Origin of the sequence: Tessaracoccus sp. MC1679 (assembly GCF_014164775.1) — a bacterium.
GTDB lineage: Bacteria > Actinomycetota > Actinomycetes > Propionibacteriales > Propionibacteriaceae > Arachnia.
In genome coordinates this window covers 192,581-214,167 of sequence record NZ_JACJGB010000003.1, presented here as the reverse complement: position 1 = coordinate 214,167, position 21,587 = coordinate 192,581, and the positions used below count along the sequence as shown (strand labels likewise).

The window sequence follows — 21,587 nt, the reverse complement described above, 5'->3', positions numbered from 1 at the left end:
CGCCGCCAAGGATAACCGCGAGCGCGCGTTTGACCTACCCTTCGCCGAACCAGAGCGCAATCTCGTGGGCTGCGGACTGGGGCGAATCTGAGGCGTGGACGGCGTTGCGCCGGGTGGACTCCGCAAAGTCCGCCCGCACAGTGCCCGGCTCGGCCTTGGCGGGATCGGTGGCCCCGTGGAGGGCACGCACGCGGGCAACCGCGTCTTCTCCCGTGATCACCATGGCGATCAGCGGCCCCTCCGTCATGAACTCGCGCAGCGGCGGATAGTACTCGCGCTCCACATGCTCGGAGTAGTGACGGTCAGCGAACTCCGGGTCGATCTGACGAAACTCCATGGCCGCCAACCGGAGCCCGGCGTCCTCGTAGCGCGACACGATGGCCCCGACGTGCCCGGCCGCGACCGCGTCGGGCTTGATGATGACGAACGTCTGCTCGGTCACGAGAGGTTCCTTTCAGCCTGGGCTGCCTCGAGGCGCTTCCCCAGCACCACGCAGGTCACCCAGATCAGGGCGAAGATGAGACCCATGGCGTACATCCACGGGGTGAGGAGCCCGAGCCCGATGAGCACCAGCTGGGCCACCCAGCCCACGACGTAGCCCCACCGCTTCCTGAGGCCGGCGGCGGCGGCGAGGCACAGCAGCGTGGCGACGGCACACCAGGCGGCCGCCACCCACAGGTTGACCCCGGAGACCTGGATCATGCCGATGAAGGCGAGCCATACCACGATGATCTCGAAGACGAGCACCGACATCGCGGCGGGGCGCAGCGGGTTTGACGGATCGAGTGTCACGGGTGTCGCTCCGTCCTCAGGAGGTCGCGTGCCTCGCCGGCGGCGATCACGGAGCCGGCCACGAGCACGCCGGCGTGGGCGCTGGCGGTGTCTGCCAGCATCACAGCCAGGTCCAGCGCCTCGGCCATGGTGGCGGCGCGGTGCACCTGATGAGTGGACCACACGGTCTCGGCGACGGCGGCCAGTTCGTCGACGGGGCGGCCACGGGACGAGGACGACACCTGCGTGATAACCACCTGATCCATCTCCTCGGCGAAGATCCCCAGCACCTCCTCGGCATTCTTGTCCTGCATCATCGCCACCACACCGATCAGCGGCTCGAAGGTGTAGGACTCCACCACCGCGTCGATGGTGACGCGCGCGGCCGGCGGATTGTGGGCGGTGTCCACCACGATGGGGGGCGAGGTCCGGACCAGCTCCAGCCGGGCCGGCGCCTCCACGGAACCGAGGCCCTCGACGATCACCTCAGGGCTCAGCGGCTGGCCGCCGAGGAACGCCTCGACGGCGGCCACGGCCAGGGCGGCGTTACGGGCCATGTGCTCGCCGAACAGCGGAAGGAAGACGTCGCTCGCCGGGCCACCCGCCGTGTCGATGCGGAGAAGCTGCCCTCCGACGGCCAGACTGCGGTCCAGGACGCCGAAGTCCGGCCCCTCCACCTTCACCGGGGCCCCCACCTCGATGGCCCGCTCCAGCAGCACCCGCGCAGCCACCGGGTCCTGACCAGCCAGGACCGCCGTCGAGCCGTGCTTGATGATGCCCGCCTTCTCCGCGGCGATCTCAACCAGGGTGGAGCCGAGGATGTGCATGTGGTCCAGCCCGATGGGCGTCACCACCGCGACAGTCGGGTCCGCGACACTCGTGGCGTCCCACCTTCCCCCGAGGCCCACCTCCATGACGGCCACATCCACCGGGGCGTCGGCGAAGGCCGCGTACGCCATGCCGGTGATGACCTCGAAGAACGTCATCGACACGCCGTCGAGCCGCTGTTCGTCCACCATGGCGACGTACGGCTCGATGTCGCGCCAGACCTCGCCGAAGCGTTCCTCGCTGACCGCCTCCCCGTCGACGCTGATCCGCTCCCTGGCATCGCTCAGGTGCGGGCTGGCGAAGCGTCCGGTGCGCAGGCCCGCGGCGCGCAGCAGAGCCTCGATCATGATGGCGGTGCTGCCCTTGCCGTTGGTGCCGGCCACCTGGATCACGGGGAAGGCCTTCTGCGGGTCGCCGAGGAGATGCATGAGGGCCGAGATGCGCGCCAGGCTGGGCGCCACCCGGTGCTCGGGCCACCGGCTCGTCAAGGCGGCCGTCAACTCGTGGTGCGTGGTGTCAGTCATGGTGCACCCCAGCCTAGTGGGCACCGGCCTCTCGTCGAAGAGCCTCGACGGTGAGCTCAAGGCCCCGGCGTAGCGGCGTCGGGGCGAGGCCGAACCGCGCCTGGGCCGCGGACGAGTCCAGGACGAACGGCCGCTCGAACTGGTGCCGGGTCTCCCACAGCGCGTGCAGGATCGGGACGACGAGACCACCCACCGTGACCACCGCACGGGGAAGCGGCCTGGGCGCGATGGAGTCGACCCCCGCGATTCCGGCAGCCAACTCCGCCAGTTCGGCGAGGGTGGCGGGCTCGTCGGTGGGGACGTGCCACGCCCGGCCCCAGTCATCGGCGTCGTCGCGGAGGATGAGCGCCGCGATGAGCGCCGCGACGTCCAGGTCGAGCGTCCACGAGTGGGGCGCGTCGGCCACGCCCATCGGCGGCCGGGGGGTCTTCCCCGCCAGGAGCGGGGGCAGCACCATGCCGGACCCGAAGCTGCTGGCCAGCGTGTGGGGGCCGAGGTAGTCCGAGGCGCGCACCTCGACGGCCCTCACGCGTCCGGCCTTGTGCCTGGCCATCGCATCCTCGAACATGCGGGCGCGCACCCGACCCTTCGCGCCGTTCGGCGCCACCGTCGTCTCCTCGGTCATCGGCGCGTCCACCCTCCCGTACAGGTACAGGTTGGACACCGTCACCAGCCGGGTGCCCTCGGATGCATCCAGGATCGAGTCCGCCATCGGCGGCCATTGCTTCTGCCACCTGTAGTACAGAGACGGGTTGAGGGCGTTGACGAGGGTGGCCGCACCGGTCGCGGCCGAGCGCAGGGCGTCGCGGTCGGTCACGTCGAGGGCGAGGGCCGACACCCCGGCCACGTGGGCGTCGCGGCCGGAGCGCGACGCAAGGACGACGTCCTCGCCCGCCGCCGCGAGGGACATGGCGACGCTGCGACCGATTCCGCCGGCGCCGAGGATGAGGTGACGGGACATGGGGGACTCCTTGCATGGATCAACAAGAGCACCGCTCTCTTTTCGAGGATGCGCCCGCGCAGCGCGGATGTCAAGAGCGGTGCTCTCATTTCCTTGACGGCGACGACCCCACTCCGGCACGCTGGGCCCATGGAGGGACGACGTGCGCTGAACCGGCAGTACCTCGAGGCGGAGATTCTGCGGCTCGGGCGCGCCCAGCTCGCCGAGGCCGGGGCCGCTGCCCTGTCGTTGAGGGCTGTCGCCAGAGACCTGGGCATGGCGTCGTCTGCGGTCTACCGCTACGTCGCCAGCCGGGACGAGCTGCTGACCCGGCTGATCGTCGAGTCCTACGACGCGCTCGGCGACGCCGTGGACGACGCGCTTCGCGAGGTCCCCGTCGAGGATCTTCACGGCAGATGGTTGGCCATCGGGGGCGCCATGCGGGGGTGGGCTGTGAGCCACCCGCACGACTGGGCCCTGCTCTACGGCTCGCCCGTGCCCGGCTACGTTGCCCCACCCGAGCGGACGACGCCGCCCGGCACCCGAGTGTTGCTGCTCGTCATCGGGCTGATCCTCGAAGCCGTTGCGGCCGGGCGGGCCGCGCCCGCCTCGCGCCGGCGGTCCCCGAGTGACGGGGCACTGGCCGGCGCGCGTCACCAGGTGCATGAACTGGGACTGACCGAGGAGCAGCTTCCTGCTGAACTCTTCCTGGCCGCGATGGCCGCGTGGACCCTGATGGCCGGGTCGGTGTCGGTTGAGGTGTTCGAGCAGTTCGGCGAACTGGACACCTACGAGGAACTGCACGCGAGCAACCTGGCCGTGGCGTCGGGCCTGATCCTGGCCTGAACACGCCTCCCCCCGGGGCTCCCGGACGTCGATTCGGGCCTTTGAGCTGCCCGGTTAGGATGACCCGTAGGCAGCGATGGGCCATGTTCCATCGCTCCGCCGCACCGTTCACGCCCCTCAAGGAGCTTCGCAATATGGCCAACAATTCGTCGCTGAGCAAGCGCGCCGCCCTGCGCCAGCAGCAGGAGATGGAAGAGCGCACCAAGCGCACGCGCCGCATTCTCGCCGTCGGCGCGGGACTCGCGGCGCTGACCATCGTCGCGGTGCTGGCGATTGTGATCATGCAGGCGCTGGCCAAGCAGGCGCCTGTAGCGACGGAGCAGCTGACGCCCCCCAACGCCACGGCCTCCTCCGGCATCGCTCTGGCGGGCAAGCAGCCACAGGAGGGCACCCCCCACCTGGTGGTGTGGGAGGACTTCCAGTGCCCGGCCTGCGCCTCGCGGGAGGAGAGCTACGGGCCCATCATCGAGCAGTTGGTGGCCGACGGTTCGATCACCGCGGAGATCCGCACCGCGTTCTTCCTGGACGCCGGGCTGCGCAACGACTCGTCGAAGCGCGCCGCCCTGGCCGCCGCAGCGGCCGACGAGGTGGGCGCGTTCGACGCCTTCCACCGCGTGGTCTACGCCAACCATCCTGCCCAGGAGGGCACCGGCTTCACCGATCAGCAGCTGCGGGTGGACTTCCCGGCCTTGGCCGGCATCGAGGGCGAGGACCTCACCCGGTACCAGGAGCTCTACGACACCCGGGCCTTCAACGACTTCACCGACGCCGCCAACCAGAAGTTCAACGACGACCAGATCGGCGCCACGCCCACCTTCCTCGTGAGCGGCCAGGTGTTGGAGTTCTACGACCAGGAGTCCCAGACCGTCCTGATCCAGCCCACCACGGAGAGCCTGCTCGGGGCGATCAGTGAGGCGTTCGAGGCGGGCGGCCAGCAGCTCGAGAGCTGACCGGGCGACGGTTCGGGCGGGCGCGCGCTGCCCATTAAGATCGGGTCCCATGACCCATTCGAACGCGTCTGCGCGCGCCCTCCCCGACAAGCCCGTCCTCGAAGGCCTGGAGGCCAAGTGGGGGCAGGTATGGGCAGAGGAGAGCACCTACGCGTTCGTCAGGCCCTCAAGCCGCGAGGACGTGTTCAGCATCGACACGCCCCCGCCGACGGTGTCCGGCTCGCTACACGTGGGCCACGTGTTCAGCTACACCCACACAGACACGGTGGCCCGCTACCAGCGGATGCGCGGCAAGCACGTGTTCTACCCGATGGGCTGGGACGACAACGGCCTGCCCACCGAGCGCCGGGTCCAGAACTTCTACGGCGTGCGCTGCGACCCGTCGATCCCCTACGACGCGGGCTTCGAAGCTCCCGCCAAGCCGGACCCCAAGCGTCAGGTTCCGATCAGCCGGGCCAACTTCATCGAGCTCTGCCACGGGCTGACCGCCGTCGACGAGCAGGCTTTCGAGGCCCTCTGGAAGCAGCTGGGCCTCTCGGTGGACTGGTCCACGCTCTACACCACCATCTCGGCGAGCTCGCAGGCCGTGGCCCAGAAGGCCTTCCTGCGCAACCATGCCCGCGGCGAGGCCTACCTCAGCTACGCCCCCACCCTGTGGGACGTCACATTCCACACCGCTGTGGCGCAGGCGGAGCTGGAGGCCCGCGAGTACCCCGGCGCCTACCACCGCGTGGCGTTCCACCGGCCCGACGGCACCCCGGTGCACATCGAGACCACCCGCCCGGAGCTGCTGGCTTCCGTCTGCGCGCTCATCGCGCACCCGGACGACGAGCGGTACCAGCCGCTTTTCGGCAGCACCGTCACCTCTCCCCTCTTCGGCGTGGAGATCCCGGTCCTGGCGCACGAGGCGGCGGAGCCAGACAAGGGCGCCGGCATTGCCATGTGCTGCACCTTCGGCGACCTGACGGACGTCACGTGGTGGCGCGAGCTCAACCTCCCCACCCGCACGGTGATCGGCCGCGACGGCCGCATCCAGGGGGAGACGCCCGAGTGGATCGTCAACGCCGGCGCCTACGAAGCCATCGCCGGCAAGACCGCGTTCTCCGCACGGGAGGCCACCGTCGCGATGCTGCGCGAGACCGGCGACCTCGACGGCGACCCCAAGCCCACCACGCGCATGACCAACTTCTACGAGAAGGGCGACAAGCCGCTCGAGATCGTCGCCACCCGCCAGTGGTACATCAGCAACGGCGGACGCGACGAGGACATCAAGCAGGCGATGCTGGCGCGCGGCCACGAATTGCAGTGGACCCCCGAGCACATGGCACACCGCTACGAGAACTGGGTGGGGGGGCTCAACGGCGACTGGCTGATCTCCCGGCAGCGCTTCTTCGGGGTGCCGTTCCCCGTCTGGTACCGCCTGGACGCCGACGGCGAGCCCGACTACGAGTCCCCCATCGTGGCCGAAGAGGCCTCGCTGCCCATCGATCCCGTGACCGACTGCCCGCCGGGGTTCACCGACGAGCAGCGCGACCAGCCTGGCGGGTTCATGGCGGACCCGGACGTGATGGACACCTGGGCCACGTCGTCGCTCACCCCCCACCTGGCCACCGGCTGGGAGCGCGATGAGGAACTGTTCGCGCTCACGTTCCCGATGGACGTGGCGCCGCAGGCCCACGACATCATCCGGACCTGGCTGTTCAGTCGGGTGGTGCGGGCCCACTTCGAGAACGGCTCCCTGCCGTGGAAGCGCGCCACCATCTCGGGCTTCGTGGTGGACCCGGACCGCAAGAAGATGAGCAAGTCCAAGGGCAACGTCGTGGTGCCCACAGACATCCTGGACAAGTACGGCTCGGACGCCGTGCGCTGGCGCGCCGCGATGGCGCGCCCCGGGATGGACTCGCCCTTCGACGAGACCCAGATGAAGGTGGGTCGTCGCCTCGCCATGAAGATCCTCAACGCCGGCAAGTTCGTGCTCACGATGGCCGAGAATCCGGGCGGGCTCCAGGCCGTGACTAGCCCCGTCGATCTTGCGATGCTGGCTGGCCTGCGTGGAGTGGTGGCCACCGCGACGAAGGCGTTCGACGACTTCGACTACACCGGGGCGCTCGAGGCCACGGAGTCGTTCTTCTGGTCCTTCTGCGACGACTACCTCGAGCTGGTCAAGGAACGCGCCTACGGCGCCCAGGGGGCCGAGGCGCAGGCCTCCGCGCAGGCCGCGCTGGCGTTGGCGCTCGACGTGCAGCTGCGGCTGTTCGCCCCCATCCTCCCGTTCGTCACGGAAGAGGTGTGGCGCTGGACGCACGGCGCCTCGGTGCACCTGGCGGGGTGGCCCACCGTCGACGAGCTTCCCACCGGGGACCCCGCGTTGCTCGCGGACGTGGCCACGGCGCTGATCGCCATCCGGGGCGCCAAATCGACGGCGAAGGTCTCGATGAAGGCGGAAGTGTCGCGGGCGGCGTTCGCCGGCCCCGCGGGCGTCGTCGCGAGGCTGCGCACCATCGAAGCGGACCTCCGCGCAGTGGGCCGGCTCGTCGGCGAGGTGACGTGGGCCGAGGTCGACGCCCCGCTCGGTGTCGAGGTGGAGCTGGCTCCCACGGCCGACCAGTAACGGCGCGCCGGTCCCGTCCGTCGGTCGTGAGCTACAGGCCGAGCCTGGTCAGGTAGGGGTTGGCGAACCGGCGGGCCGGGTCCATCCGGCCGCGCAGCTCCGCGAAGTCCGACCACCGCGGGTAGCGGGCGGCCACCTCGTCGCCGGGCATCGTGAAGACCTTGCCCCAGTGGGGGCGCGCCGTGCCCGGCAGGGCCGCCTCCAGCTCGGGCAGGAGCGCGCGCACCGCCGCCTCGTCCGGCTTCCAGGTGAAGTGGAGCCCCACCGTGTCCGCCCCGAAGGCCGGGGAGAGCCACAGCGCGTCCGCGGCCATGGTGCGGATCTCGCACACGAACAGCAGCGGCGCGATCCTCGGTGCCAGCCCGGCCACCGCCTCGATCGCCGCGACAGCATCAGTCCGCGGCACCAGGTACTCCGACTGCAGCTCCGCCCCCACCGACGGGGTGAACTCCAGCCTGAAGTGCGGCAACCTGTCGTACCACGGCCCGAACTCGCCCATCTGCGGGGTGCAGGGGGTGGGGTCGATGCCCGCGATCGGGTGCCGCGGCCCGCCTGCCGGGCGCCCGCCCGCGGCGAGAATCCCGCCAACGGACGGCTCACCCGCGGACTTCACCCACACCTGCTCGATGACTGCCGGGTCCTGCCAGGTCGTGAACATGCTGACGCTGTCCCCGGCCCCCGTGACCGCCGACAGATCACCCAGGACGGCGTCGAGGCGCACCCCCTCGAAGACCCTCTGCGCCACCGGGCGCGCCGGCGCCACGTCGAGCTCCACGTGCGTGAGCACTCCCAGGGCACCGAGTCCGACGACGGCGCCGTCGAAGTCCGCGCCGCCGCGCTCCATCCGCACCAGCTCACCGCGACCGTCGACGACCTCCAGCGCGGACACCTGCGTGGCGAGCGAACCGATGCGGTCCCCGGAACCATGCGTGCCGGTCTGGACGGCCCCCGCCACGGAGATGTGGGGCAGGGAGGCCAGGTTGGCCAGGGCCACGCCCTCGTCGCGCAGCGCGGGCACCAGGTCGCCGTAGCGCCACCATGCCGGGACCCTGACCGTGGCCTCGCCCACCCGCACGGGGCCCTCATCGCTCAGCTTCCCCAACGAGATCTGGACCCCGGCGGTGTCCGCGATGTCGTTGAAACAATGCCGCGACCCCACCACCCGGATCAGCTCCTCGGCCGCCACGAGCTCCCGCAGCTCGTCGACGGACGTCGGTTCAGCCAAGCGTCGCGCGGAGTAGGTGACGTTGCCGGCCCAGTTGGTTCCAGTCATCCTCAGCTCTCCCTGCGTGCGAATCGGGGTGCCTCGAACGACGGCGGGCTCGCCGCCGGTCGATCGGCCAGCCGGGACAGCGCCTCGTCGATGGCCCGGTCCAGCTGCACGTCGTCCTCGGACTCCCACTCGGCCGGCCCCGTCTCGACCACGATGTCCGGGTCCACGCCGTGGTTCTCCAGGCCGAAGCCGTACTTGTCGAACGCGATCCAGTACCGCGGCTGCGTGACCTCGGTGCCGTCGACCAGCGTGAACCGGCCGTCGATGCCGACGACGCCGCCCCAGCTCCGCTCCCCCACCACCGGGCCGAGGCCCAGCTCCTGGGCGGCGGCCGTGACGATGTCGCCGTCGGATCCGGCGTAGGCGTTGGTGAGAAACACCACCGGGCCGCGGGCGGCCTGGCTGGGGTAGGTGGTGACGTCGTCGTGATGGCGCGCCCCGTTCCAGCCCACGGCCCGCCGCGACAACCGCTCGATGACCAGCTCGGAGGTGTGACCGCCGGCGTTGAAGCGGACGTCCACCACCACCGCCTCGCACCGCATGGCCGCGTCGATGAGGCGGTGGAACTCCGCCCACCCCCTCGCCACCATGTCCGGGACGTGGACGTACCCGACGCGCCCCTGGGACCGGGCGCGGGTGTGGGCCACGCGGCCGGCCACCCACTCGTGGTAGCGCATGGGCGCCTCACTGGGCGTGGGCACCACGGCGACGCGCCTGCGCTGCCGCCCCTGCACGAGGGTGAGCTCCACCACCTTGTCAGCGGCGCCCTGGAGGAGCGCACCGATGTCTGGCACCTCTGCCGTGGAGCGCCCGTCGACTGCGGCGATGACGTCACCTGGCGCCGCCGCGACCCCTGCGGCCCGAAGCGGGGACCGGGCGGACGGGTCCGAGGTCTCCCCCGGCAGGATCCGCGAGATCACCACCTCCCCCTTGGAGTTGCGGGTGAACTCGGCGCCGAGGAACGCCACGTGTGCGCCGTCGTGATGATGCGACGGCGGGTCGACGTAGGCGTGAGAGGTGTTGAGCTCCCCCACCGTCTCCCAGAGCACGTCGACGAGGTCGTCGTGGCTGGCGATCCGGTTGAGCAGCGGCCGGTAGCGGGCGACGGCGGCCGCCCAGTCCGTGCCGTCGAAGTCGTCGCGCCAGTAGTGGTCCCGCATGAGGCGGGCGTTCTCCTCGAACATCTGCCGCCACTCAGCCCGCGGGTCCACCTCGCGGCGGAGGCGGCTGAGGTCCACGGGGATCTTGGCGTCGTCGCCGTCGGGCTCGTGGTCGGCCTGCTGAACCCAGATGTCCTCGCCGTTGCGCACGACGAGGCGCTCGCCGTCGCCGCTGATCGCGGCGCCGTCGCAGCCCTCGACCACCACCGTCAGCTTGCGGGTCTTGAACGAGAAGTGCTCGACGTGGTCCTTGACCTCGCCCTCGACCCCGGCCCGGGCAGCGCCCAGCTCACCGGTGGAGCGCAGCGCCACCCACACCAGGCCGTCCTTGGCGGCCTGCAGCGAGGCATATCGCGACGACGCCACCGGCAGCGGCACCATCCGGTCCTCCACACCATCCAGGTCGAAGACCACGACGGGGGCCGCCTCCTCCTGCGCCCCCTCACCGTCCTTGGCAACGTCGGACTTCTTCTCATCGTCCTTGTCGTCGGACTCGCTGATGGGCCATCCATCGGCCGATGGCCCGAACGGGGCCGGCTCGGTGGCGCTGAGCGGCACCAACCAGGGACGGGTGGAGTTGGTGAACGCCAGATCGAACCCGAGCTCGTCGTAGGTGGGATCGATGGTGCGGCTGGACAGGAAGCACAGGTACTTCCCATCCGCGGTGAAGGTGGGCGAGTAGTCGTTGTACTGCCCGCGGGTGAGCGTGAATCCTGCCTCGGCCGTCATGTCGTAGCCGACGAGCTGGCCCAGCATGCCCTCGTTCGCCACGGCGTTGCGCCACACCAGGTAGCGGCCGTCCGGGGACCAGGTCAGGCCGGTGGCCTCACCCACCGGAGACCGACCCACCTTCCGGGCGGAGCCGCGGGCCACGTCAAGGATGTAGACCGTGCCGTCGTGGCTGCCCACCGCGACCTTGCTGCCCTCGGCGTTGGGCTCAAGCGTCATCACGCGGCCCAGGCGCCCGGCGGCGAGGCGGCGGGCTGGGCCGTAGCCGTCGAGCTGCCGGATCTCCAGCGCGTCCTCGCCCCCCTCGTCTGTCACCCACACCCCGCGTCCGGTCTGCGCCAGGAACCGCGGCTCGCGGATGCGCGCGCCCGGCGACTCGGCGACGGCGCGGGCCGGGCCTCCGCGGTGGGTGAGCAGGTAGGCGGCGCCGCGCCACTCCACGAGTGAGGCGTCCCCACCGCGGTCCGGGGCGATCGACTCGAGCCGGTCCGTGGGCGCGACCGGCACCGGCTGGGGGCGCCCCAGGGGAACGGTGATGTCCAGGGCCTGGGGTTCGGCCTTCAACGTGGCCATGTAGTGCAGACGACCCCGGGCGTGATAAATGACGGCCTGGCCGTCCGTGGTGGCGTCGCGCACGTAGCCCTGCTCGGCGCTGTGCCGGGTGTGCTGACGCAGGTCCTTGCCTGCGGAGTTCACGGACCACACCTGCCCCTGCACGTCCGGCCCCTCCCCCAGATCCGAGGTGAACATCAGCCGCTCCCCCACCCAGGAGGGCCAGAAGAGGCCGGCGGTCACGTCCGGCAGGAGCCGCTTCCAGTCGCCCTTGCCCTCCGCAGAGAGGTACAGGCGGGCGGCCATGCCACCCCGGTACCGCTTCCATCCCGAGGGATCCCGGAAGTTCGCCGACGCGATGGCCACCCGACCCTTCCTGTGCACCGCCGCCGAGGTGGCCAGCCCCCACGGAAGCCGGGTGAGCCGGCCGTCCAGCGACAACGAATACATGGACGAGTCCACGCGGTGGAAGCCCTCGTGCTGGGAGCAGACCAGGATGTGATCAGCATCAAGCCACCCGGACACCAGCATGGGCCGCCCGCTCAGCCAGGTCAGCCGCCTCGTGCCGCCGTCGAGGTCCACGACGTAGGCGTCCCACCCGCCGTTGGTGGTGGCGGTGAACGCCACCCGGGAGCCGTCGGGCGAGATTCGGGGGTTGCGGGGCGTCTCCTCCCCCAGTGTGATCCGCGAGGCGCGTCCGCCTCCGAGCGATCCGAGCCAGAGGTCGTCGTCGGCGACGAGGACGACGGTGTCGCGGTGAAGGTGCGGGAAGCGCAGGTAGCCATCAGTCACCGCCCCACGATACCGCCTAGGCGAGAGCCCGAACCGACTCCAGGGTGTCGGCCTCGGCGGCGGTCTTGTCGTCGCGGTAGCGCAGAACCCGGGCGAACCGGAGGGCCACACCGCCGGGGTAGCGGCTGGAACGTTGGACCCCGTCAAAGGCCACTTCCACCACCTGCTCGGGGCGCACGTGAACGACGTGGCCCTCCCGTCGCACCTCCAACCCGAGGAAGCGCTCGGTCTGCCAGGCCAGCATCTCGTCCGTCATACCCTTGAACGTCTTCCCCAACATCGTGAAGCCGTCGCCGTCACGGGCCCCGAGATGGATGTTCGAGAGCAGACCCCGTCGGCGGCCGCTGCCCCACTCGACCGCCAGCACCACCAGATCCAGCGTGTGTCGCGGCTTGACCTTCACCCAGCCGGAGCCCCGCCTCCCTGCGTCATAGGGGGCCGCGAGATCCTTCATCACCACCCCTTCGTGTCCGAGCGCGATCATCTGGGCGAAGAAATCGTGAGCGACGGCGGGGTCAGAAGTGATGACGCGCGGGGCCCTCGCCGCCTCGGGGACGACTGCGGCCAGTGCCTCGAACCGCGTTCGGGCCGGTTCGTCGATCAGGTCCCGGCCATCGAGGTGCAGGACGTCGAAGAACAGTGGGGTGAGCGGGACCGCCTCACGGAGGGTGTCGTCACTGCTCATCGCCCGGGCCCCGGTCTCCTGGAACGGCCGAGGTCTGCCGTCCGGGCCGAGCGCGAGGGCCTCGCCGTCGAGCACCACGGCGCTGACATCCAACCCCAGCACCATCTCCACGACCTCCGGCAGCCGAGGGGTGATGTCGTCCAGCGAGCGCGTGAACACTGCCACGTCCTGGCCGGCCCTGTGGATTTGGACGCGGATCCCGTCGATCTTCCCGTCAACCGCGACCTCGCCGCCGAGGCCCACCAGAGCCGCGTCGACGTCCGGGGCGGAGGCAGCGAGCATCGGCCGCACCGGCCGACCCACGGCGAGGCGGAAGCCGGCCAGCGCCTCGCGGCCACCCGTCAGCGCCGCGGCAGCGACGGGGCCGGTGGGGGCGGAGAACATCGCGGCGCGCCGGACGAGCGCGAGAGGCAGCGCGGCGGCCTCGGCGATGGCCTCGAGGAGCAACGAGTCCAGCGCGCCTTGGCGCAGCTCACCGGAGATGAGTCCCCTGATCCACTCCTGCTCGGCCGCGGTGGACGCGCCGAAGAGTGCGCGCACTGCGCGCGTGCGCTCCTGCTGGGACCCCGGCCCGGCCAGCTCCGAGAGCCGGGCCAGCGCTTCGTCCAAGGCGGCGGCGGTCAGCGTGGGTTCAAGGGCGGGCGCCGGCAGGCTGGCGAGAGTGCGCCATCCCACCCCCGTGCGTCGCTGTCTGATGCCGCCGGCAAGGAGGGTGGCCACCACCTCCACGTCTGCAGGGTCCGCCGCGTTCAGCGCCTCGGCGAGGAGGCGTCGCTTCTCCAGGCGTGATCGGGTGGCGGCGACGGCCGCCGACGTGGCGACCAGTCGGTGAAGCTCCATGCCTGCCTCTGCCCCGCGGCGGGTGAGGGATCAGGCCGAGAGGTCGCGGCGGCGGGCGAGCTTGGCGCGCGGCACCATCGTGGGCGCCGCGACACCGTCGACGGCGTCCTTGGTGACGAGCACCTGGGCCACGTCGTCCTCGGAGGGGACGTCGAACATGACGTCCAGGAGGAGCTCTTCAAGGATGCCGCGTAGCCCGCGCGCACCAGTGCCCCTCAGGAGCGCCAGGTCCGCGATGGCGACGATGGCCTCGTCTGTGAACTCCAACTGCACACCGTCGAGCTCGAAGAGCTTCTGGAACTGGCGCACGAGCGCGTTGCGCGGCTCGATGAGGATGCGCACCAGGGCGTCTCGGTCAAGCTGGGAGACCGAGGTGATCATGGGCAGCCGGCCGATGAACTCGGGGATGAGGCCGAACTTGTGCAGATCCTCGGAGCGCACCGCCGTGAACGGGTCCACGTCCGGCTTCCGCGCGTCCGCCGAGTTGTTGAACCCGAGCGGGCGCTTGCCGATGCGCTGGTTGATGATGTCCTCCAGGCCGGAGAACGCACCTCCGACGATGAACAGCACCTTGGTGGTGTCGATCTGGAGGAAGTCCTGATGGGGGTGTTTGCGGCCACCCTGCGGGGGGACGGAGGCGACGGTGCCCTCAAGGATCTTCAGCAGGGCCTGCTGCACCCCCTCGCCTGAGACGTCCCGGGTGATGGACGGATTCTCGGACTTGCGCGCCACCTTGTCGATCTCGTCGATGTAGATGATGCCGGTCTCGGCTTTGGCGATGTCGAAATCAGCGGACTGGATGAGCTTGAGCAGGATGTTCTCCACATCCTCGCCGACATAGCCCGCCTCGGTGAGGGCAGTGGCGTCGGCCATCGCGAACGGAACCTTGAGCATCCTGGCCAGCGTCTGGGCGAGGTAGGTCTTGCCGCAGCCGGTGGGGCCGATGAGGAGGATGTTCGACTTGCCGACCTCGACGTCGTCGTGCTCGGCGCGCCGGCCGTGCGCCTCCTGCTGGGACTGGATGCGCTTGTAGTGGTTGTACACCGCCACGGAGAGGGCTTTCTTGGCGCCGTCCTGGCCGATGACGTAGGTGTCCAGGAAGTCCCGGATCTCGCGCGGCTTCGGCAGCTCAGTGACGAGGCCGGCGTCCACCGGAGCCGGGAACTCCTCCTCGATGATCTCGTTGCAGAGCCCGATGCACTCGTCACAGATGTAGACGCCGGGACCGGCGATCAGCTTCTTGACCTGCTTCTGGCTCTTGCCGCAGAAGTTGCACTTGAACAGGTCACTTGACTCGCCGATGCGTGCCACGTCTCCACCTCCTTGGCTCGAGTGTCTTGCGTTGATCTCCGATTTCCCACCCTACCCGGGACACCCGGGCTGGGGACTGCGAAACGCCTTCCCGAGCCCGGAGTGTTCCGGGGTCTTCAGTCGAGTCCCTTGAGCGAGGGGAGGATGTCGTCGACGATGCCGTACTCGACCGCCTGCTGGGCGGTGAGGTATTTGTCGCGCTCGATGTCCTTGCTCACCTTGTCGAGGTCCTGGCCCGTGTCCGCGGCCAGCATGGTCTCCATCAGCGCGCGGATCCGCAGGATCTCCCTGGCCTGGATCTCGAGGTCCGAGGACTGGCCGTAGCCGCCCTCGGTGGCGGGCTGGTGGATGAGGATGCGCGAGTTGGGCAGCGCGAGCCGCTTGCCTTTCGTGCCGGCGGCCAGCAGCACTGCGGCGGCGGAGGCCGCCTGGCCGAGGCAGACGGTCTGGATGTCCGGCTTGATGTAGCGCATCGTGTCGTAGATGGCGGTCAACGCGGTGAAGGAGCCGCCGGGCGAGTTGATGTAGATCGAGATCTGGCGCTCGGGGTCCATCGACTGCAGACAGAGGAGCTGCGCCATGACGGCGTTGGCCACGTCGTCGTTGATGGGGGTGCCGAGGAAGATGATCCGGTCCTCGAACAGCTTGGTGTAGGGGTCCACCCGGCGCATGCCGTAGCTGGTGCGCTCTTCCCACTGGGGGATGTAGTAGCTCATGTCCATTCCGGTGGGTGCGGAGCCCTGGGGCAGGTTGGTGATCACTGGTTCGGGGCCTCCGTCTTGATCTGGGATGCGCGCTCGTAGACGTGGTCGATGAACCCGTACTCGAGCGCCTGCTCGGCGGTGAACCACCGGTCACGGTCTGAGTCGGCCTCGATCTGGTCCACCGTCTGGCCTGTGTGCTTGGCGATGAGGGCGGCCATGGTGCGCTTGATGTGGAGCGACTGCTCCGCCTGGATCCTGATGTCGGAGGCGGTGCCGCCGAGCCCGCCGGAGGGCTGGTGCATCATGATCCGGCTGTGCGGCAGCGCGAAGCGTTTCCCGGGCGTGCCGGCCGAGAGCAGGAACTGCCCCATCGATGCCGCCAGGCCCATGGCGACGGTGGCGACGTCGTTGCTGATCCACTGCATGGTGTCGAAGATGGCCATGCCGGAGTCCACCGAGCCGCCGGGCGAGTTGATGTAGAGGTAGATGTCCTGGTGCGGGTCCTCCGCATTCAGCAGCAGCATCTGTGCACAGATGGCGTTGGCGTTCTCGTCGCGCACCTCCGACCCGAGGAAGATGATCCGGTTGGCCAGGAGGGACGAATACACGTTGTCTGTCATGCCGAGGCCGGCGCCCGAGGGCCCGGCCATCCGGATGTCGTTTCGAGTCTCAGTCACCCCACTAACCTACCGGCATTCGCCAAGGACCCAAGAGCACGGGGCCGTGTTCGCCCGAGGCGTCACCGGAGACGACAGGATCGCCGCGGGAACGGGTCCCGCGGCGATCCTGTGCTGGGTGTTACTTGGCGTCGACCTCGGCCTCTTCGGCCTCCTCCTCGGCGATGACTTCCTCGGCGGCCTCGATGGCGTCGACCGCCAGCGCGGTCTCGACGGGGTTGCCGTCCTCATCGGTGACCTTCGCGTCTGCGCAGATGGCCGCGAGCGCCTTGCCGCGACGGATCTCCTGCATCCACTCGGGCATGTGGTTGTGCTCCATCATGTGGTTGATCTCGTCCTGCGGGCTGGAGCCGTTCTGCTGCGCCTTGCGGAAGATGAGCTCGGTCAGGTCCTGCTGGGAGACGTCGACGGTGTTGGTGTCGGCGTAGACGTCCAGCACCACCTGCGCCTTGAGGGCCTGCTCGGAGCGCTTGTCGATCATGGCCCAGAACTCGTCGGCGTCCTTGGCCTCCTCGTCCTCGGAGTTGGCGAGGTAGTCCTCGACCGTCATGCCCCCGCCGGCCAGCTGACGCTGGACCTCGGCGCGGCGCGCCTCAAGCTCGCGGGCAAGCACGGACTCGGGCAGCTCGAACTCTGTGGCCTCAAGGACGGCCTCCAGCACCTTGTCACGGGCGTCGGCCAGCTGATCGGCCTTCACCTGCTGCTCGGCGCCCTTGCGCAGGTCTTCCTTCATCTCCTCGACGGTGTCGAACTCAGAGATGAGCTGCGCGAACTCGTCGTCCACCTCGGGCAGGTCCTGCTGGGAGACCTTGATCACGGTCACCTCGATCTCCGCGTCCTGGCCGCGGAACTGGCCGCCCACCAGGGTGGAGGTGAAGGTCTTCGACTCGCCGGCCTTGAGCCCGGTCACGGCCTCGTCCAGGCCCTCGAGCATGTTGGCTTCCTGGCCCACCTTGTAGGTGAGACCCTCGGCGGTGGCCTCAGGAAGCGGCTCGCCGTTCTGGGAGGCCACGAGATCCAGGGTGAGCACGTCGCCCTCGGCCGCAGCCCTGTCCACCTCTGTGGTGGTGGCGAAGCGCTCGCGCAGGAGGCCGATGCGCTCCTCGACGAGCGCGTCGATGCTGGCGGCGTTGTCCACGGTGGCCTCGACCTTGGTGAAGTCAGGCAGGGTCACGTCCGGGCGGATGTCCACCTCGGCCGTGAACTCGACGAGTTCCTTGTCCTCCAGCTTGGTGACCTCAACCTCAGGCTGCGCCATGGGCACAACCTTGTGCTCCTCGATGGCTGCGTTGTACGCCGAGGGGATGGCCTCGTTGATGGCCTCCTGCAGCACGACGCCGCGGCCGTAGCGCTGATCGATGACGGTGGCAGGCACCTTCCCCTTGCGGAAGCCGGGAATGTTGATCTGCTCGGCAATCCCCTTGTAGGCGTCATCGAGGTAGGGCTTGAGATCGGCGAAGGGGATCTCGACGGTGAGCTTCACCCGCGTCGGGCTCAGCTTCTGGGAGGTGCTAGGCACGAATGGACTCCTGAAGTTGGAATGATCGGGATCGAGTCTATCGGTCAATGCCCAGCCCACCAATCGGCAGCGCGCCCCTCCGCGCCGCTCTGGCCCGGGACCGCTCTAGAGTGGGTGCCCGTGATGACCAGCACCGTGACCGACACCGCACTCGTCTTCGAGGGCGGCGGCATGCGGGCCGCCTTCTCCTCCGGGGTGCTCGCCGCCTTCCTGGAGGCGGGCATCCACCTCGACTGGGTGGGCGGCATCTCGGCCGGGTCCAGCTGCACCGTCAACTACGTCTCCCGGGACCCCGGGCGCGCGGAGCGGTCGTTCGTCGATGTCGCGGCCGAGCCCCAGTTCGGCGACTGGCGTACCTGGGTGGCAGGCAAGGGCATGTTCAACGCCGAGTGGATTTACGAGCAGACCTCGCTCCCCCACCAGGTCCTCCCCCTGGATCTCGACACCTTCCGGGCCAACCCGGCCCAGGTCCGCATCGGAGCGGTCCGTTGCACGGACGGCGAGATGATCTACTGGGGCCGCGAGGACCTTCAGGACGTGATGTCCCTGGCCAAACGGGTGAGGGCGTCGTCGACGATGCCGCTGCTCATGCCGCTGACGACCATCGACGGCGTGGACTACTGCGACGGCGCCCTCGGCCCCACGGGCGGGTTCGCCCTCGATGCGGCGAGGAGGGACGGCTACGAGCGCTTTCTCGTGGTGATGACCCGCCCACGTGGCTATCGGAAGGCCCCGGTCCGTTCGACGGCCGCCATGCGGACGCTGTTCCGGCGCTACCCCTCCATCGCCCAGGGGCTGATCGAGCGGCCCGCCAACTACAACCGATCGCTCGACGAGCTCCTCGAGCTGGAGCGGGAGGGCCGCGCCTATCTCGTGTTCCCGGACTCCATGCCGATCCGCAACTCGGAGCGGCGGGTCCCGATGCTCCGGTCGGTCTTCCAGTCAGGACGGTCCCAGGCCGGGCGCGAACTCGACACCATCCGCGCCTTCCTCGGCCTCTGAGCCCAGCGACTGGATCGCTCCGACGACCGGCACACACGTGCCGATCTTCTCCTCCAGCGCCATGAGGGACGCCGTCGCAAACAGGATCCGGCACGAACGCACCGAATAGCCTTGACCTCTCCGCCCTGCATGGGGACAATGACTACAAACGGCACGTTCACGCCGATCGGAGCACCATGGATCTTGCCAGCACCGTCAGCAAAAGGCGTCGGGCGTTGCACCTGACACAGCTCGACGCCGCGGACCTCGCCGGGGTGTCCGAGCGTTTCGTCCGCGCCGTCGAGGCGGGCAAGGTCTCCGTGCAGTTCGACAAACTCCGCGCCCTTCTTGACACCCTTGGGTTGGAGCTCACAGTCAGGATCAAGCCGTGAACGTCGCCGACGTCTACAAGGACGGGCTCCTCGCCGCGACACTCGAGGCCGACGGGGTGGACACCACGTTCGCCTACGTGGATCACTACTCAGGCCCCCCCGTAGCCCACTCGCTTCCCCTGGGTTCACGATTCGTGCGCCCCGGGCGGACGTTGCCGCCCTTCTTCACCAATCTGCTGCCCGAGGGGCGCCGCCTCGCGGCACTCCAGCGGGCGGTCAAGACCTCAGGAGACGACGAGCTCACCCTGCTGCTCGCGACAGGTACCGACACCATCGGGGACGTCCAGGTGTTACCGCAGGGCAGGCCTCCAGTACCCGCCCGCCCGCTGGTGGAACCGGAGGAGCCGCTGGACTTCGCGGCGTTGCTCGCTGACTACGGCATCGATCCCGTCGGCATGCCAGGCGTTCAGGACAAGCTGTCCGCCGGGATGATCACACTCCCCGGTCACTCCGGATCAGGGGCATCGACGATCATCAAGTTGACGCCGCCCGACTACCCTTTCGCCGTCGAGAACGAGGCGTACTTCCTCCGCGTGGCCAGGCGCCTCGGCCTCTCCGTCGTGGAAGCAACGATCATTACCGACACGAGGGGCAGATCGGGGCTTGTGGTGCACCGCTTCGACCGGGCGGATGGTCGCCGCGCGGTCGAAGACGCATGCCAGCTCCTCGGTCGCTATCCCAGCGACAAGTACCTCCTGTCCGCGGAAGAGGCAGCGACCGCGGTGGCGGACGCATGCGCGGCACGACCCGTCGCGATGCGCAACGTCTTCATCCAGCTCGTCCTCGCCTGGCTCATCGGCAACGGCGATGTGCACGCCAAGAACGTGTCCGTGCTGCAGAACCCGGGCGGCGAGTGGCGAGTGGCACCCATGTACGACGTTCTGAGCACCCTCCCCTACCGTGACCACACGCTCGCGCTCAGCGTCGGCGGCCGCACCGACGGCCTCATCCGGCGGCACCTCGTGGACTTCGGGCGGGGGCTCGGCCTGCCGACCGGCGTGGTCGAGCGCGCATTGAACACCGCGCTGCGCGCCACCTCGTCCCTCGACGACGACCTTGCGGGCGGCGCGTTGCCGTTCAACTCCGCGATCACCAGGGATGTCCGACGGCAGTTGGCGCGGCGCCGACGCGATGCGATCGGGTGAGTTGGAATCGCGCTCTCCAGCAGTCGGCTGGTAGAGTCATCGACGGTTCTGCGGATGTAGCTCAATGGTAGAGCCCTAGTCTTCCAAACTAACTACGCGGGTTCGATTCCCGTCATCCGCTCGAGTCGTCGAAGCCCCTTGTCAGGCTCCACTGACAGGGGTTTCGACGGCCACCGGGGCGTAGCGTAGTGGCTAGCGCGCCTGCTTTGGGAGCAGGAGACCGCAGGTTCGAGTCCTGTCGCCCCGACCAGCAAAGGCCAGAGCAGGTTTTGCCCCCCCCCGGGGGGCTCACGGCGTACCAGATTAGCCTCCCTCTTTCATGAGGCGGCTTGAGAGCTGTCAGCTGGGCTGTCGGAGCCCGATCTGAACACTGGGCCGGGTGAGGGCGCGGTTGTTCGCCGGCTGACGCTGCCGGTGGGCGGTTCTCCAGGTTCCTCGGCTTGGTGCGGACGGGGTGGGGTCAGTGCGGTGGTGGGATCGCGGCGATCCGGGCGAACGCGGCCACGAGGTGCTCGACCCAGGGCCAGGTCTTGGGTAGACGCAGCAGGCGCCGTCGGGCGCCGTGAACGAGTCGGGCCGGGACGTGCAGCAACCGATGCCTGAGTGCCTTGGGTTCGGCTTTCGCGAGGTCGCCGTCAAGGGCCAGCATCTTGAGCCAGGCGACCAGATCGGCGGCGATCATCGTGAGCGCAAGCCAGGTCTGGTTGATACTGAACTCGCGGGACGGGAACCTGCCCCAAGCCCGATTCTTTGGCATGTCGGATCCGGTCCTCGACCCGGGCATGCGCCCGGTGACGGGCCTCGAGGAACTGCAGAGTTCCGCTGCCGGTGTTGGTGGCGAACGCTCGATACCGCCACCCGTCGTGGGCTTCGAACAGCGACAGTTGAGCCCCCGGATGGGGGCGTTCGCGGCGCAGGATCACGCATCCCGGGCGGCCAACTGGTCAGGTCCAGGAGTCCGGTGACCTCAGCGACGTCCCCGCCCTCGCGGACCTCACCCCCTGCCTTCAGCGCCGGCGACCACAAGCCCGCGGGAAGTTCGGTGATCGCGGCACGCACCTTCTCGCCGATCGTGAACCCCACGCTGTAGTCCAGGCTGCGGCCTCTGACTTGGCCTTGTGCAGTGAGCCAGTCCAGCAACTGGTGGGAGGCGCCGGCCCCGTCGCAGCGGATCAAGAGATGGCGGCGACAACGGCATCGGGATCTGGGTGATCGCCTCGCCCAGGACCTGAATGTGGTCGACGGCGGTGTTCGACCCGGCCCGACCGGGGCGGCGGACACGGGCCCGGGCCGTGGCGATCTTCCTGCGCCTGGCGTCTACGGAGCGTCTTCCACTTCAGGGGTCTTGAACAGTCGC

Annotated in this window: 18 protein-coding genes and 2 tRNA genes; 8 read left to right on the top strand and 12 right to left on the bottom strand. The window is 69.4% G+C overall.

The window, feature by feature from the left end:
* Positions 1-34: 34 nt before the first annotated feature.
* Genes ndk through H5398_RS06295 form a run of 4 tightly spaced genes read right to left on the bottom strand, consistent with a single transcriptional unit; the run spans position 35 to position 3,084 of the window.
* A complete protein-coding gene (ndk, locus tag H5398_RS06310) occupies positions 35-442 on the bottom strand; it encodes a nucleoside-diphosphate kinase (protein WP_182799409.1) in 408 nt (135 codons plus the stop codon).
* On the bottom strand, positions 439-792 hold the full coding sequence (locus H5398_RS06305) for a DUF4233 domain-containing protein (protein WP_370586069.1): 354 nt from the start codon (positions 790-792) through the stop codon (positions 439-441). The genes ndk and H5398_RS06305 overlap by 4 nt, the downstream gene beginning before the upstream one ends.
* A complete protein-coding gene (locus tag H5398_RS06300) occupies positions 789-2,123 on the bottom strand; it encodes a folylpolyglutamate synthase/dihydrofolate synthase family protein (RefSeq protein WP_182799408.1) in 1,335 nt (444 codons plus the stop codon). Before H5398_RS06300 ends, H5398_RS06305 begins: the two co-directional genes overlap by 4 nt.
* A gap of 13 nt (positions 2,124-2,136) precedes the next feature.
* On the bottom strand, positions 2,137-3,084 hold the full coding sequence (locus H5398_RS06295; RefSeq protein ID WP_182799407.1) for an NAD-dependent epimerase/dehydratase family protein: 948 nt from the start codon (positions 3,082-3,084) through the stop codon (positions 2,137-2,139).
* A 129-nt stretch (positions 3,085-3,213) separates the two neighbouring features.
* Here H5398_RS06295 and H5398_RS06290 point away from each other — a divergent pair, with 129 nt between their 5' ends.
* From H5398_RS06290 to valS, 3 genes are all read left to right on the top strand, one after another.
* Positions 3,214-3,909, top strand: a complete 696-nt coding sequence (locus H5398_RS06290; RefSeq protein ID WP_182799406.1) for a TetR/AcrR family transcriptional regulator — start codon at positions 3,214-3,216, stop codon at positions 3,907-3,909.
* Positions 3,910-3,992: 83 nt separating this feature from the next.
* A complete protein-coding gene (locus H5398_RS06285; protein ID WP_182799405.1) occupies positions 3,993-4,859 on the top strand; it encodes a thioredoxin domain-containing protein in 867 nt (288 codons plus the stop codon).
* Between the two features lie 49 nt (positions 4,860-4,908).
* Entirely contained in the window at positions 4,909-7,470 is a 2,562-nt protein-coding gene (gene valS, locus H5398_RS06280) for a valine--tRNA ligase (RefSeq protein ID WP_182799404.1), read from the top strand.
* A gap of 31 nt (positions 7,471-7,501) precedes the next feature.
* Here the strand turns inward: valS and H5398_RS06275 are convergent, their stop codons facing one another.
* From H5398_RS06275 to tig, 7 genes are all read right to left on the bottom strand, one after another.
* On the bottom strand, positions 7,502-8,743 hold the full coding sequence (locus H5398_RS06275) for a D-arabinono-1,4-lactone oxidase (protein ID WP_182799403.1): 1,242 nt from the start codon (positions 8,741-8,743) through the stop codon (positions 7,502-7,504).
* A 2-nt stretch (positions 8,744-8,745) separates the two neighbouring features.
* Positions 8,746-11,976 (bottom strand): S41 family peptidase, encoded by a 3,231-nt coding sequence (locus H5398_RS06270; protein ID WP_182799402.1) that lies wholly within the window; start codon positions 11,974-11,976, stop codon positions 8,746-8,748.
* 16 nt (positions 11,977-11,992) lie between these two features.
* The gene (locus H5398_RS06265; protein WP_182799401.1) at positions 11,993-13,501 is read right to left on the bottom strand and encodes an ATP-dependent DNA ligase; all 1,509 of its coding nucleotides are present in this window, start codon (positions 13,499-13,501) and stop codon (positions 11,993-11,995) included.
* Positions 13,502-13,531: 30 nt separating this feature from the next.
* Positions 13,532-14,812, bottom strand: a complete 1,281-nt coding sequence (clpX, locus tag H5398_RS06260) for an ATP-dependent Clp protease ATP-binding subunit ClpX (RefSeq protein ID WP_182783682.1) — start codon at positions 14,810-14,812, stop codon at positions 13,532-13,534.
* A gap of 116 nt (positions 14,813-14,928) precedes the next feature.
* Positions 14,929-15,528, bottom strand: coding sequence for an ATP-dependent Clp protease proteolytic subunit (locus tag H5398_RS06255; RefSeq protein ID WP_182784011.1), 600 nt, complete (start codon positions 15,526-15,528; stop codon positions 14,929-14,931).
* Positions 15,529-15,569: 41 nt separating this feature from the next.
* Positions 15,570-16,166 carry an ATP-dependent Clp protease proteolytic subunit gene (locus H5398_RS06250; protein ID WP_182784009.1) on the bottom strand — a complete coding sequence of 199 codons (597 nt, stop codon included), beginning with the start codon at positions 16,164-16,166 and terminating at the stop codon, positions 15,570-15,572.
* A 148-nt stretch (positions 16,167-16,314) separates the two neighbouring features.
* Positions 16,315-17,712: a trigger factor gene (tig, locus tag H5398_RS06245; protein ID WP_182799400.1), complete on the bottom strand. Its 1,398-nt coding sequence runs from the start codon at positions 17,710-17,712 to the stop codon at positions 16,315-16,317.
* A 123-nt stretch (positions 17,713-17,835) separates the two neighbouring features.
* Between tig and H5398_RS06240 the strand changes: the two genes are divergently transcribed.
* The 5 genes from H5398_RS06240 to H5398_RS06220 all read left to right on the top strand — a co-directional run bounded on the left by H5398_RS06240 (position 17,836) and on the right by H5398_RS06220 (position 20,480).
* Positions 17,836-18,714, top strand: coding sequence for a patatin family protein (locus H5398_RS06240; protein ID WP_182799399.1), 879 nt, complete (start codon positions 17,836-17,838; stop codon positions 18,712-18,714).
* A 176-nt stretch (positions 18,715-18,890) separates the two neighbouring features.
* On the top strand, positions 18,891-19,085 hold the full coding sequence (locus H5398_RS06235) for a helix-turn-helix domain-containing protein (protein ID WP_182783676.1): 195 nt from the start codon (positions 18,891-18,893) through the stop codon (positions 19,083-19,085).
* On the top strand, positions 19,082-20,230 hold the full coding sequence (locus H5398_RS06230; RefSeq protein ID WP_182783674.1) for a HipA domain-containing protein: 1,149 nt from the start codon (positions 19,082-19,084) through the stop codon (positions 20,228-20,230). The genes H5398_RS06235 and H5398_RS06230 overlap by 4 nt, the downstream gene beginning before the upstream one ends.
* 50 nt (positions 20,231-20,280) lie before the next feature.
* Positions 20,281-20,351: transfer RNA gene (locus H5398_RS06225), tRNA-Gly, on the top strand.
* Positions 20,352-20,404: 53 nt separating this feature from the next.
* Positions 20,405-20,480: transfer RNA gene (locus tag H5398_RS06220), tRNA-Pro, on the top strand.
* A gap of 210 nt (positions 20,481-20,690) precedes the next feature.
* Here the strand turns inward: H5398_RS06220 and H5398_RS06215 are convergent.
* Complete coding sequence (locus H5398_RS06215) at positions 20,691-20,987, bottom strand: transposase (protein WP_182783672.1); 297 nt, start codon at positions 20,985-20,987, stop codon at positions 20,691-20,693.
* Between the last annotated feature and the right edge of the window lie 600 nt (positions 20,988-21,587).

Bases quoted from the DNA above. Each gene is read 5' to 3' on its own strand.
- H5398_RS06300 (WP_182799408.1), bottom strand. From the start codon at position 2,123: ATGACTGACACCACGCACCACGAGTTGACGGCCGCCTTGACGAGCCGG.
- H5398_RS06295 (WP_182799407.1), bottom strand. From the start codon at position 3,084: ATGTCCCGTCACCTCATCCTCGGCGCCGGCGGAATCGGTCGCAGCGTC.
- H5398_RS06290 (WP_182799406.1), top strand. From the start codon at position 3,214: ATGGAGGGACGACGTGCGCTGAACCGGCAGTACCTCGAGGCGGAGATT.
- H5398_RS06285 (WP_182799405.1), top strand. From the start codon at position 3,993: ATGTTCCATCGCTCCGCCGCACCGTTCACGCCCCTCAAGGAGCTTCGC.
- valS (WP_182799404.1), top strand. From the start codon at position 4,909: ATGACCCATTCGAACGCGTCTGCGCGCGCCCTCCCCGACAAGCCCGTC.
- H5398_RS06275 (WP_182799403.1), bottom strand. From the start codon at position 8,743: ATGACTGGAACCAACTGGGCCGGCAACGTCACCTACTCCGCGCGACGC.
- H5398_RS06265 (WP_182799401.1), bottom strand. From the start codon at position 13,501: ATGGAGCTTCACCGACTGGTCGCCACGTCGGCGGCCGTCGCCGCCACC.
- H5398_RS06255 (WP_182784011.1), bottom strand. From the start codon at position 15,528: ATGAGCTACTACATCCCCCAGTGGGAAGAGCGCACCAGCTACGGCATG.
- H5398_RS06250 (WP_182784009.1), bottom strand. From the start codon at position 16,166: ATGGCCGGGCCCTCGGGCGCCGGCCTCGGCATGACAGACAACGTGTAT.
- H5398_RS06240 (WP_182799399.1), top strand. From the start codon at position 17,836: ATGACCAGCACCGTGACCGACACCGCACTCGTCTTCGAGGGCGGCGGC.
- H5398_RS06235 (WP_182783676.1), top strand. From the start codon at position 18,891: ATGGATCTTGCCAGCACCGTCAGCAAAAGGCGTCGGGCGTTGCACCTG.
- H5398_RS06215 (WP_182783672.1), bottom strand. From the start codon at position 20,987: ATGCCAAAGAATCGGGCTTGGGGCAGGTTCCCGTCCCGCGAGTTCAGT.